Below are 12908 nucleotides of genomic sequence, written 5' to 3' on the forward strand. Positions count from 1 at the left end.
TCGGGAACCACAAAGTGGACGCGAGCCCCACCCGAACGGGTGGGAAGTGTAATCAAGTCATCGGCTTATTAGTACCGGTCAGCTCCACGGGTCGTTAGTCCCCGCTTCCACATCCGGCCTATCAACCCAGTCGTCTACTGGGAGCCTCTCACCCACAAGGGGCATGGAAATCTCATCTCGAAGACGGCTTCCCGCTTAGATGCTTTCAGCGGTTATCCGGTCCGAACGTAGCTAATCAGCGGTGCCCTTGGCAGAACAACTGACACACCAGAGGTTCGTCCATCCCGGTCCTCTCGTACTAGGGATAGATCTTCTCAAATTTCCTACGCGCGCAGCGGATAGGGACCGAACTGTCTCACGACGTTCTAAACCCAGCTCGCGTACCGCTTTAATGGGCGAACAGCCCAACCCTTGGGACCTACTCCAGCCCCAGGATGCGACGAGCCGACATCGAGGTGCCAAACCATGCCGTCGATATGGACTCTTGGGCAAGATCAGCCTGTTATCCCCGAGGTACCTTTTATCCGTTGAGCGACAGCGCTTCCACAAGCCACTGCCGGATCACTAGTCCCGACTTTCGTCCCTGCTCGACTTGTCAGTCTCACAGTCAAGCTCCCTTGTGCACTTACACTCGACACCTGATTGCCAACCAGGTTGAGGGAACCTTTGGGCGCCTCCGTTACTTTTTGGGAGGCAACCGCCCCAGTTAAACTACCCACCAGGCACTGTCCATGAACCCGATCAGGGTCCTACGTTAGACATCCAGAGTGACCAGAGTGGTATTTCAACAACGACTCCACGAACACTGGCGTGCCCGCTTCACAGTCTCCCACCTATCCTACACAAGCCACACCGAACACCAATACCAAGCTGTAGTAAAGGTCACGGGGTCTTTCCGTCCTGCTGCGCGTAACGAGCATCTTTACTCGTAGTGCAATTTCGCCGAGTTCGCGGTTGAGACAGCTGGGAAGTCGTTACGCCATTCGTGCAGGTCGGAACTTACCCGACAAGGAATTTCGCTACCTTAGGATGGTTATAGTTACCACCGCCGTTTACTGGGGCTTAAATTCTGAGCTTCGCCGTGAGGCTAACCCTTCCTCTTAACCTTCCAGCACCGGGCAGGCGTCAGTCCGTATACATCGTCTTGCGACTTCGCACGGACCTGTGTTTTTAGTAAACAGTCGCTTCCCACTGGTCTCTGCGGCCTTCCCCGCTCCCGGAGCAAGTCCGTTCACGGTTCCGGCCCCCCTTCTCCCGAAGTTACGGGGGCATTTTGCCGAGTTCCTTAACCACGATTCTCTCGATCTCCTTGGTATTCTCTACCTGACCACCTGAGTCGGTTTCGGGTACGGGCAGCTGCAACCTCGCGTCGATGCTTTTCTCGGCAGCATAGGATCACTGAATTCCCCATGACGGGTATGCATCGGATCTCAGGCGTACAGACGACGGATTTGCCTATCGTCAGCCCTACATCCTTACACCAGGTTCACCTTACGGATACCATCGCCTGGCTCAGCTACCTTCCTGCGTCACACCTGTTAATACGCTAGCCGCACCAGCATGGGGTCGAGCGTTAGACCGGACGTCCATCACCCCGAAGGGATCAGGATCGAGCCGGGTTAGGACTCTTAGCACCACTGGATTGACTGGGACGGTTGTTCGCCGGTACGGGAATATCAACCCGTTGTCCATCGACTACGCCTGTCGGCCTCGCCTTAGGTCCCGACTTACCCAGGGCGGATTAGCCTGGCCCTGGAACCCTTGGTCTTTCGGAGGACGGGTTTCTCACCCGTCTTTCGCTACTCATGCCTGCATTCTCACTCGTGTGGCGTCCACGGCTGGATCACTCCGCCGCTTCACTCGCCACACGACGCTCTCCTACCACTCCGTACGACTGAACCACGAAGGCTTGTCTGGGTACGAAATCTACAACTTCGGCGGTGTGCTTGAGCCCCGTTACATTGTCGGCGCGGAATCACTTGACCAGTGAGCTATTACGCACTCTTTCAAGGGTGGCTGCTTCTAAGCCAACCTCCTGGTTGTCTGTGCAACTCCACATCCTTTCCCACTTAGCACACGCTTAGGGGCCTTAGTTGGTAGTCTGGGTTGTTTCCCTCTCGACGATGAAGCTTATCCCCCACCGTCTCACTGCTGCGCTCTCACTTACCGGCATTCGGAGTTTGGCTGACGTCAGTAACCTTGTAGGGCCCATCGGCCATCCAGTAGCTCTACCTCCGGCAAGAAACACGCAACGCTGCACCTAAATGCATTTCGGAGAGAACCAGCTATCACGAAGTTTGATTGGCCTTTCACCCCTATCCACAGCTCATCCCCTCCATTTTCAACTGAAGTGGGTTCGGGCCTCCACGACGTCTTACCGTCGCTTCACCCTGGCCATGGATAGATCACTTCGCTTCGGGTCTAGGACATGCGACTCAATCGCCCTATTCAGACTCGCTTTCGCTACGGCTACCCCACACGGGTTAACCTCGCCACATATCGCTAACTCGCAGGCTCATTCTTCAAAAGGCACGCTGTCACCCCAACAAGGAGGCTCCAACGGTTTGTAAGCAAACGGTTTCAGGTACTATTTCACTCCCCTCCCGGGGTACTTTTCACCTTTCCCTCACGGTACTTGTCCGCTATCGGTCATCTGGGAGTATTTAGGCTTATCAGGTGGTCCTGACAGATTCACACGGGATTTCTCGGGCCCCGTGCTACTTGGGATACACATCCGGCCATAACACCATTTCGTCTACGGGGCTGGCACCCACTACGGCCCGGCTTTCAAACCGGTTCGACTATGATGCGCTGTAACCGCCCCAGTCCGGCAGAACTGAGCGACGTGTCCCACAACCCCGACCATGCAACGCCCGCCGGCTATCACACATGATCGGTTTAGCCTCATCCGCTTTCGCTCGCCACTACTCACGGAATCACATGTTGTTTTCTCTTCCTGTGGGTACTGAGATGTTTCACTTCCCCACGTTCCCTCTACCCGCCCTATACATTCAGGCGGGAGTCACCAGGTCGCAAAACACCTGGCGGGGTTTCCCCATTCGGAAATCCTCGGCTCACAGCTCGATTATCAGCTCCCCGAGGCTTATCGCAGATTTCTACGTCCTTCTTCGGCTCCAGATGCCAAGGCATCCACCGTTTGCTCTTAGAAACTTGACCACAAAGATTGCCGCGCACCGAAAACGATGCACGGCCTCAGTGTTGACTCGTCCCAACGCCAAACGACGTCAGGAGCGAATCGCACTCTTGTGACACCAGCCGACCCACCACCAACCACGAAAGCCGGCGACGAATCAGCAAGCGTCTAAGATGCTCGCGTCCACTGTGTAGTTCTCAACATACGATCGGCACCAGCCCGCCCCGACCAACCGGTCGACTTGGCACTGGCCCAACGAGGGGGCATCAAGCCCCAACCCCCACCACCACACAGGCAGCAGGGAAGCCTGGTCCCTCAGGACCCAACAACGTGCACGGCCCGAATCTCACCCACAGACCCGTTCCAACCGGCCGAAACCGACGTACTAGCATCCACGAGATCCATCCGGACCCACTGTCAATGTTCCACCCATGAGCTACCGACGAGAACATTCGTCTCGATCCGGCGCCTGGACACCACCCCCAACCCGAACGGGCCAGGCCAGCAGTGCCAGATGCTCCTTAGAAAGGAGGTGATCCAGCCGCACCTTCCGGTACGGCTACCTTGTTACGACTTAGTCCTAATCACCGATCCCACCTTCGACGGCTCCTTCCACAAGGGTTAGGCCACCGGCTTCGGGTGTTACCGACTTTCATGACTTGACGGGCGGTGTGTACAAGGCCCGGGAACGTATTCACCGCAGCGTTGCTGATCTGCGATTACTAGCGACTCCGACTTCATGAGGTCGAGTTGCAGACCTCAATCCGAACTGAGACCGGCTTTTTGGGATTCGCTCCACCTTACGGTATCGCAGCCCTTTGTACCGGCCATTGTAGCATGCGTGAAGCCCAAGACATAAGGGGCATGATGATTTGACGTCATCCCCACCTTCCTCCGAGTTGACCCCGGCAGTCTCCTATGAGTCCCCGGCCGAACCGCTGGCAACATAGAACGAGGGTTGCGCTCGTTGCGGGACTTAACCCAACATCTCACGACACGAGCTGACGACAACCATGCACCACCTGTACACCGACCACAAGGGGGCGACCATCTCTGGCCGTTTCCGGTGTATGTCAAGCCTTGGTAAGGTTCTTCGCGTTGCATCGAATTAATCCGCATGCTCCGCCGCTTGTGCGGGCCCCCGTCAATTCCTTTGAGTTTTAGCCTTGCGGCCGTACTCCCCAGGCGGGGCGCTTAATGCGTTAGCTACGACACAGAAACCGTGGAAAGGTCCCTACATCTAGCGCCCAACGTTTACGGCGTGGACTACCAGGGTATCTAATCCTGTTCGCTCCCCACGCTTTCGCTCCTCAGCGTCAGTTACGGCCCAGAGATCTGCCTTCGCCATCGGTGTTCTTCCTGATATCTGCGCATTCCACCGCTACACCAGGAGTTCCAATCTCCCCTACCGCACTCTAGTCTGCCCGTACCCACTGCAAGCCCGAGGTTGAGCCTCGGGATTTCACAGCAGACGCGACAAACCGCCTACGAGCTCTTTACGCCCAATAATTCCGGACAACGCTTGCACCCTACGTATTACCGCGGCTGCTGGCACGTAGTTAGCCGGTGCTTTTTCTGCAGGTACCGTCACTTTCGCTTCTTCCCTACTAAAAGAGGTTTACAACCCGAAGGCCGTCATCCCTCACGCGGCGTTGCTGCATCAGGCTTTCGCCCATTGTGCAATATTCCCCACTGCTGCCTCCCGTAGGAGTCTGGGCCGTGTCTCAGTCCCAGTGTGGCCGGTCACCCTCTCAGGCCGGCTACCCGTCGTCGGCTTGGTGAGCCATTACCTCACCAACTACCTGATAGGCCGCGAGTCCATCCCCAACCAAAATTCTTTCCACGACCAGACCATGCGATCGGCCGTCATATCCAGTATTAGACGTCGTTTCCAACGCTTATCCCAGAGTCAGGGGCAGGTTACTCACGTGTTACTCACCCGTTCGCCACTAATCCGCCCAGCAAGCTGGGCATCATCGTTCGACTTGCATGTGTTAAGCACGCCGCCAGCGTTCGTCCTGAGCCAGGATCAAACTCTCCGTAAAAAACGTTCCCAACCACCCCGAAGAGCAGAAGGCGAATTTGATGCTGACTGAAAAGACTGTCTACTGACAATCATTCAATCCAAAGGAATCGTCCACGAACGCGCCAACCCGAAGGCCGACACGCACGGGGTCAATAAATTGGCATTGACAATGTGCACGCTGTTGAGTTCTCAAGGACCAGACGCATCCGCTCATCCACCCGGGAACCCCCGGACATCAGCAACGAAGCTGTGTTCTTGGTTGTGCAACCGATGTGCATCCCCCTACACGAGGTGGATGGCTCATCCCGAAGGAGAGGACCAGTTGCAGGTTCTACATCCTAAGCGTCGAAGCGATCAGGCGCAAGTCCCGATCAGAACCTCGGTGGAGGACGGTCCCGCTTGAGGCCGGCTCGCTCCGGGACACTGTCCCGGCCGCTCCGCCGCACCTTTGGGGTGACGAGTGATTACTTTACGCACCACCCCACCACCCAGCAAACCACCCCACATCCCGGGCGTGTCGCGAAGTTGTCCCAGGCAACCACCGGGCTGTCCGCTCCTGGTTGCGCGCCCCGATCGTGGTCTGCGGAGCCGCGAACGCCGCGACCCCGGCACCGTGGCGGTGTCGGGGTCGAGGGCCGGGTCGGCCGGCGTCGGGGCTCGGTTCGGCGGCGTCGGAGCTCGGTTCGGCGGCGTCGGAGCTCGGTTCGGCGGCGTCGGGTCAGCGTCGCGCGAGGACCGGGTTGGTCAGCGAGCCGATACCGGACACCGTGACCTCGACGATCTCGCCGTCGTTGATCGGGCCCACGCCCGCCGGGGTCCCGGTGAGGATGAGGTCCCCGGGCAGCAGGGTCCAGATCGAGGACACGAACTCGATGAGACTCGGGATGTCGTGGATCATCTCCGAGGTGGACGCCGCCTGCCGGATGTCGCCGTCCACGCGGGTCTCCAACCGGACGTCGGACGGATCGAGGTCCGTCTCGATGACCGGGCCGATCGGGCAGAACGTGTCGAAGCCCTTCGCCCGGGTCCACTGTCCGTCGCGGGCTTGGAGATCACGGGCGGTCACGTCGTTGGCCACGGTGTACCCGAGCACGACGTCCGCGAAGTCCTCGCGACGGACGTTCTTCGCCAGGGACCCGATCACGACGGCGAGTTCGCCCTCGTGGTCGACCCGCCCCACGTCCTGCGGCAAGCGGATCTGGTCGTTCGGGCCGATGATGGCCGTGTTCGGCTTGAGGAACACGATGGGGTCCTCCCCCGCGCGCTCATCCATCTCGGACACGTGCTCGGCGTAGTTGAGCCCGACCCCGATGACCTTCGACCTCGGGATCACCGGAGCGAGGAGCGTCGCGGTCCGCAGGTCCACCCGCTCCCCCGTCGTCTCGAACCCCTGGTACAGCGGGTCGCCCGCCAGGACCACGAGCGCTCGCTCGTCGAGGATGCCGTAACGGGGGTCCTCCCCCGGGGTGCTGAACCGTGCGATCTTCACGTGTCGACCCTACTGAGCCGCTGCCTCGTCGGTCCCGGACTCCGCGGAGCGGAGGGCATCGTCGCCCGCGTCGCCGACGGACGCCGCGCCCGGTTCGGTGAGCTGCACCATCCACCCGTGCGGGTCGGGGCGTCGCCCGTACTGGATGTCGGTGAGCTCCTGTCGCAGGGACATCGTGAGCTCGCCGGCACCCTGGGTCGGGGACCCGATCGTGATGTCCTCGCCCCGCAACTCGGCGATCGGGGTCACGACGGCAGCCGTTCCGCACGCGAAGGCCTCGGTGATCGTGCCGTCGGCGACCCCGTCGCGCCACTCGTCGAGGGCGACGCGACGGCGCTCGACGCGCAGGCCGCGGTCCTCCGCGAGCTGCAGGATCGAGTCCCGCGTGATGCCCTCGAGGATGCTGTCGGAGTCCGGGGTGACGAGCGTGCCGTCGGACCGGACGAGCACGACGTTCATCCCGCCGAGTTCCTCGAGGTACCGCCCCTCGACCGAGTCCAGGAACATCACCTGCTGACAGCCATGCGCGTAGGCCTCTTGCTGCGGCAGGAGCGACGACGCGTAGTTCCCACCGGTCTTCGCCGCTCCCGTGCCGCCCTTGCCCGCGCGGCCGTACTGCGTCGACAGCCAGATCGAGACCGGCTTGGGACCCGAGGTGAAGTACGCCCCGGCCGGCGAGGCGATCACGTGGAACTCCACCTGCTGCGCGGCGCGCACCCCGAGGAAGGCCTCGGTCGCGATCATGAACGGCCGGAGGTACAGGCTCGTCTCGTCCGCCGACGGCACCCACTCGACGTCCGTCGCGACGAGGTGCCGGATGGCCGACACGAAGTCCTCGACCGGGAGTTCCGGCAGCGCCAGGCGTTCGGCGGACCGCTGGAACCGACGAGCGTTCGCCTCGGGTCGGAACCCCCAGACCGAACCGTCGGCGTGCCGGTACGCCTTGAGGCCCTCGAAGATCTCTTGCGCGTAGTGGAGCACGCTCGCGCTCGGGTCGAGCACGAGGGGCCCGTACGGATGGACGCTCGCGTCGTGCCAGCCGGACTCGACCGACCAGCGGATGGTCGCCATGTGGTCCGTGAAGAACTTGCCGAACCCCGGGTCGGCGAGGATGGCCTCCCGTTCGGCCGCCGCGCGGCGGTCGGCGGAGGGGACCGTCCGGAACGCCGTCGTGAACGCCGTGTCGGTGCTGGTGGGTGTCGTGCTGGTCATGGTGTCTCCTGGGGACGGAGCGGTCGGTTCGGCGGACGCCGGGGTCAGGCCGCGGTGGTACGCGCGACGGCCGCGGCGATCGCGTCGCCGATCTCGGCCGTGGAGCGCGACGTGGCGCCGCGGCCCGCGATGTCCGCCTCGACCGCCCGCGTGATGGTCTCGGCCTCGGCCGTCCGACCGTGGTGGTCGAGCAGCAACGCGACGGACAGGATCGCGGCCGTGGGGTCGGCCCGCTGCTGACCCGCGATGTCGGGCGCGGACCCGTGGACCGGTTCGAACATGCTGGGGAAGGTGCCGTCCGGGTTGATGTTGCCCGAGGCCGCCAGACCGATGCCGCCGCTGATCGCGCCGGCGAGGTCGGTGATGATGTCGCCGAAGAGGTTGTCGGTGACGATGACGTCGAACACGCCGGGCCGCTGGACCATGTGGATGGTCACGGCGTCGACGTGCTGGTAGTCCACGGTGACCTCGGGGTACTCGGCTCCGACGGAGGCCACGGTCCGCTGCCAGAGGTCGCCCGCGTGCACGAGGACGTTGCTCTTGTGCACGAGCGTCAGGTGGTGGCGAGGGCGACGACGGGCGAGGTCGAACGCGTACCGCACGACGCGCTCCACGCCGAACGCGGTGTTGAGGCTCACCTCGGTCGCGATCTCGGCCGGGGTGCCCTTGCGGATCACTCCGCCGTTGCCGACGTACGGCCCCTCGGTGCCCTCGCGGACCACGACGAAGTCGACCTCGCCGGGATCGGCGAGGGGGGAGGCGACGTCCGGGTAGACGCGCGTCGGTCGGAGGTTCACGTAGTGGTCGAAGGCGAACCGGAGGCGCAGGAGGAGACCGCGCTCGATGATCCCGCCCGCGAGCCGCGGATCGCGGGGGTCACCCCCGACCGCGCCGAGCAGGATCGCGTCGTGCCGGGCGATCGCGGCGAGGTCGTCGTCGGTCAGGACCTCCCCCGTCTCGAGGTAGTGCCCGGCCCCGAGGGTGTACTCGGTCCGTCGGACCGCGTCGGGCCCGACCGCGGCGTCGAGGACCTTGAGGGCCTCCTCGACGACCTCGGGGCCGATGCCGTCGCCACGGATCACGGCGAGGTCGATGGTGTCCGTCATGCGGGGCCTCCTGGTCGTGCGACCGCGGTCACAGGGTGATGTCGATCTCGCGCAGCGACTCGGCGTCGATCGCGGCGCGGACGCGTTCGAGGATCGGGCTCGGCACGGGCGAGTCCACGGTGAGGACGCTCAGCGCCTGGCCGCCAGCGGCACGCCGGGCGATCTGCATCGCCGCGATGTTGATGCCCGCGTCCCCGAACTCCTTGCCGTACACCGCGACGATCCCCGGACGGTCCGTGTAGACCATGACGACGTGGTGCTGCGCGAGCGGGACCTCGATGTCGTAGCCGTTGACCTCGACGAGCTTGGCCACTTGCTTCGGACCCGTCAGGGTCCCCGAGACGCTGATCGCCGGACCGTCGGACTGGGCGCCGCGGATGGTCAGCACGTTGCGGTACTCGGCGGTGGCGGGGTCCGTGATGAGCCGCACCGTGATCCCGCGCTGCTCGGCGAGGAGCGGCGCGTTCACGTAGCTCACCTGCTCGCTGACGATGTTCGTGAAGATGCCCTTGAGCGCCGCGAGCCGGAGGACGCTCACGTCGAACCCGGCGAGCTCGCCGTGCACCTCGACGTCGACACTCGTGATCGAGGTGTCGGCGAGGCTCGCGAACACCTGCCCGAGCTGCTCCACGAGTGGGATGCCGGGTCGCACGTAGGGGTCGATGACACCGCCGGCGACGTTGACCGCGTCCGGCACCAGCTCGCCGCCGAGTGCGAGTCGGACGCTCTTCGCGACCGAGACGCCCGCCTTCTCCTGGGCCTCGTCCGTCGAGGCCCCGAGGTGCGGTGTGACGACGACGTTCGGCAGCGCGGTCAGGGCGTCGTCGGTCGGCGGCTCGGTGACGAAGACGTCGAGGCCAGCGCCGGCGATGGTGTTCGCGGTGAGCGCGCGCCGCAGGGCGGCCTCGTCGATCAGGCCGCCGCGGGCGACGTTGACGACGAACGCGGTCGGCTTCATGAGGGCGAGCTGGTCGTCCGAGATCATCCCGACGGTCTCGGGGGTCTTCGGCATGTGGATCGTGACGAAGTCGCTCCGGCGGAGGAGGTCCTCGAGCGACACGAGCTCGACGCCGAGCTGCTGCGCACGGGCCGGGGTCACGTACGGGTCGTAGGCGATCACGGAGACGCCGAAGGCCTGCAGCCGTGCGGTGATGAGGGCGCCGATGCGACCGAGGCCGATGATGCCGACGGTCTTCTCGTAGAGCTCGACACCCGTGTAGGCGGAACGCTTCCACGCCCCCTGCGACAGCGATGCGTGGGCCGCTGGGATGTGCCGGGCGAGGCTGAGGATGTGACCGACCGTGAGCTCGGCCGCCGAGATGATGTTCGACGTCGGCGCGTTCACCACCATGACCCCGGCAGCCGTGGCGGCCTTGATGTCGACGTTGTCGAGACCCACCCCGGCGCGGGCGACGACCTGCAGGTGCGGCGCAGCAGCGATCGCCTCGGCGTCGACCTTGGTGGCGGATCGGACGAGGATCGCGTTCGCGTCGGCCAGCGCGGCGAGGAGCGCGGGGCGGTCGGTGCCGTCCACGTTCCGGACGTCGAAGTCGGGCCCGAGAGCCTCGACGGTCGCTGGTGAGAGTTCTTCGGCGATCAGGACGACCGGCTTTGCCACAGGTGGGTTCCTTCGGGGAGGGGGCGGTGGGGTCGCGACGCGGGACGACGCGCATCCCATGCTATCGACGGGCCGAACGCGTTACGACGGGTGTCAGCCGCCCACGCGCAGCGTCGCGGAGACGTACTGGAGGACGTCGAACCAGAGCGCCGCGACCGCGCAGAACGCCGCGAGGAACACGACGACCGTCCGGACGAGGTCCGTGCGCCGAGTGACGAACCACGCCACCGCGTACAGGACGGGTGCGATGGCGACGTCGATGACGAGGGCCACCCAGGGCACGCTCGTCTGCAGTGCATCGCCCCCGTTGCGCCGGAGGAACGCGTTGTTCGCCGAGAGGGTGGTCGTCACGCCGACGAAGTTGCCGATCGCCTGCCACAGCACGTACGCGAACAGGACGGCGGCGACGACCCACACCACGACCTTGCCGAGCGTCACGCCCGTGGTGTCGGGAACGGCCGACGACGACGTGTCGTCCGAGGGCACCGCGCTCACCCGAAGCTCCTCGTCAGGACGAACGGCCACGGGAACAGCACGAGCGCCCCCGCGACGAGCCAGAGGACCCGCGTCCGCGGGCGCCGGCCCTGCCCGAGCCACAGGGTGGCCGCGAACCACAGGGCCGGGGCCATGATCGCGAGGACCCGGAGGCCCTCGGAGAAGACGGCCGCCGCGGACGTGCCGGGATCGACCGGCAACGCGCCCGCACTGACGAGCCACGCCACCGTGTACAGCAGGTACACCCCACCGAGGACGCCCAGACCGACGAGCGATCCGGACGCGAGGGGCTCGTCACCGGTGCGGGCCCGCGGCGCCCTCGGTGCGCGGAGTTCGTTGGCCGGTGCATCGACGTAGGTGGCGTCCTGCTCCGCACCCCAGCTCAGGGCCTCGGCGTCGTCGTGGTCCGCACCGCCGTCCGGCGGGGACCCGACGTCCTTCGGGGTGGTCATGACTCCAGTGTAGAAGCGACCACCGAACGGACCGCCGGGAACAGGGGGTGGCTCTCCATGAGTCCCGTGAGGATCTCGGTGAGGGCGTGGGCGGTCGCCCCGGACCGCAGCAGCGCGTGCAGCTCGAACGACTCCGGGTCGTCGGGGTCGTCGAACTCGAGGGCGACCCGGACGGCGCCGAGCAGGTGGTCGACCGGCATGCCGCGTTCCGCCAGCTGCGCGGCGGGACCGATGAAGCGCTCACGACGACCGAGTTTGCGGAGCGGGTTCCGTCCGACCCGCGCCGTCGTGTCCGGGAGGAGCGGGTTGGCGATGCGGACGAGGTTCGCCTGGACGTACCGGCGATGCTCCTCCGGGTCGAAACCGTGCTTCGCGACGAGCAACGCGGTGGTCTCGTCGAGGACGCCGTCGACCTCGGCTCGGACCAGGTCGTCCTCGAGGGCCTCGCGGATGAGCCGGATCCCCCGGACGAAGCCGTGGTAGGCCGCGGTCGCGTGGGCGGTGTTCACCGTGTAGAGCTTGCGCTCCACGAACGGCTGCAGGTCGTCCACCCACGTGACGCCCTGGATCGCCGGGGGCTCGGCGTCGACGCCGGAGAACGGCGTCCGCTCGATGACCCACTCGTAGAAGGGCTCGAGGACGACGTCGAGGCCGCCGGACTGTCCGAGCACGCCGGTCTGCTCCGGCACGATGCGGTCGATCGCGCAGTTCGCGAACACCGCGTCGATGTCGTGGTCCTCGAGGGCGGGCGATCGCCAGACGCTCGCGTGCAACGAGTCGGTGGCGTTGATGGCGTTCTCGCATGCCACGACGGTGACCACGCCCGCTCCGGCCGGCCGCGCGGCCAGTCCCTCGGCGATGAACGGCGCCACGAGGGGCAGTGTCCGCGCGCCGACCGCGGTCGTGACGACGTCCGCGCCGGCGATCGCCTCGACCACGCGGTCGCGCTCGCGCTTGCTGTTGAGGGCGGCGAAGCCCTCGACCACGCGGTCGATGGGGTCGTCACCGACCTCGTGGACGACGAAGCGGCCGGACTCGTTCAGGGCGCGGACGACGCGGTCGTCGACGTCGACGAAGGTGAGGTCGTACCCGCTGGCTGCGAGGAACTGGCCCACGAATCCGCGCCCGATCTTGCCGGCGCCGATGTGGACCGCACGTCTCGTCACCGCCATTCGAGCATCTTCCCATGCCGGGAGGCCGCGACCGACCACGACGGACGACCCAGCAGGTGCGATCGGTGCGCCGAGGACGCCGGCCGGAGGGCGGCGTGCGCGGGGGTGCTGGAGGAGAGGAGCTGCATGTCGTTCGGGTCACGTCGCGAGGCGACGGTGCGCGTGGTGCGCACCGTCGCCTCCT

The 12908-nt window shown here is 64.8% G+C and carries 8 protein-coding genes and 2 rRNA genes; all 10 read right to left on the minus strand.

Annotated elements, in window-relative coordinates; genetic code table 11:
- Positions 1 to 48: 48 nt before the first annotated feature.
- Positions 49 to 3177 (minus strand): 23S ribosomal RNA (locus DEI94_RS09870).
- A 502-nt stretch (positions 3178 to 3679) separates the two neighbouring features.
- Positions 3680 to 5199, minus strand: a 16S ribosomal RNA gene (locus DEI94_RS09875).
- Together the 16S and 23S rRNA genes form the textbook arrangement of a ribosomal RNA operon.
- A gap of 699 nt (positions 5200 to 5898) precedes the next feature.
- Positions 5899 to 6669, minus strand: coding sequence for a fumarylacetoacetate hydrolase family protein (locus tag DEI94_RS09880; protein ID WP_111013411.1), 771 nt, complete (start codon positions 6667 to 6669; stop codon positions 5899 to 5901).
- A 9-nt stretch (positions 6670 to 6678) separates the two neighbouring features.
- Positions 6679 to 7881, minus strand: coding sequence for a branched-chain amino acid aminotransferase (locus DEI94_RS09885; protein WP_111026150.1), 1203 nt, complete (start codon positions 7879 to 7881; stop codon positions 6679 to 6681).
- A gap of 44 nt (positions 7882 to 7925) precedes the next feature.
- The gene (locus DEI94_RS09890) at positions 7926 to 8987 is read right to left on the minus strand and encodes a 3-isopropylmalate dehydrogenase (protein ID WP_111026151.1); all 1062 of its coding nucleotides are present in this window, start codon (positions 8985 to 8987) and stop codon (positions 7926 to 7928) included.
- A 28-nt stretch (positions 8988 to 9015) separates the two neighbouring features.
- Positions 9016 to 10605, minus strand: a complete 1590-nt coding sequence (serA, locus tag DEI94_RS09895; protein WP_111026152.1) for a phosphoglycerate dehydrogenase — start codon at positions 10603 to 10605, stop codon at positions 9016 to 9018.
- 93 nt (positions 10606 to 10698) lie between these two features.
- Positions 10699 to 11100, minus strand: coding sequence for a hypothetical protein (locus DEI94_RS09900; RefSeq protein ID WP_111013415.1), 402 nt, complete (start codon positions 11098 to 11100; stop codon positions 10699 to 10701).
- Positions 11097 to 11552, minus strand: a complete 456-nt coding sequence (locus tag DEI94_RS09905) for a hypothetical protein (RefSeq protein ID WP_111009596.1) — start codon at positions 11550 to 11552, stop codon at positions 11097 to 11099. Before DEI94_RS09905 ends, DEI94_RS09900 begins: the two co-directional genes overlap by 4 nt.
- Entirely contained in the window at positions 11549 to 12724 is a 1176-nt protein-coding gene (locus tag DEI94_RS09910; RefSeq protein ID WP_111026153.1) for a mannitol-1-phosphate 5-dehydrogenase, read from the minus strand. The genes DEI94_RS09905 and DEI94_RS09910 overlap by 4 nt, the downstream gene beginning before the upstream one ends.
- Entirely contained in the window at positions 12715 to 12897 is a 183-nt protein-coding gene (locus tag DEI94_RS09915) for a hypothetical protein (RefSeq protein WP_111009594.1), read from the minus strand. Before DEI94_RS09915 ends, DEI94_RS09910 begins: the two co-directional genes overlap by 10 nt.
- Positions 12898 to 12908 lie beyond the last annotated feature (11 nt).

The organism is Curtobacterium sp. MCBD17_040 (assembly GCF_003234805.2).
Lineage (GTDB): Bacteria > Actinomycetota > Actinomycetes > Actinomycetales > Microbacteriaceae > Curtobacterium.

What these genes read in the sequence shown, in the direction of transcription:
- DEI94_RS09905 (WP_111009596.1), bottom strand. Translation starts at nt 11,552, where the DNA reads ATGACCACCCCGAAGGACGTCGGGTCCCCGCCGGACGGCGGTGCGGAC.
- DEI94_RS09890 (WP_111026151.1), bottom strand. Translation starts at nt 8,987, where the DNA reads ATGACGGACACCATCGACCTCGCCGTGATCCGTGGCGACGGCATCGGC.
- DEI94_RS09910 (WP_111026153.1), bottom strand. Translation starts at nt 12,724, where the DNA reads ATGGCGGTGACGAGACGTGCGGTCCACATCGGCGCCGGCAAGATCGGG.
- DEI94_RS09885 (WP_111026150.1), bottom strand. Translation starts at nt 7,881, where the DNA reads ATGACCAGCACGACACCCACCAGCACCGACACGGCGTTCACGACGGCG.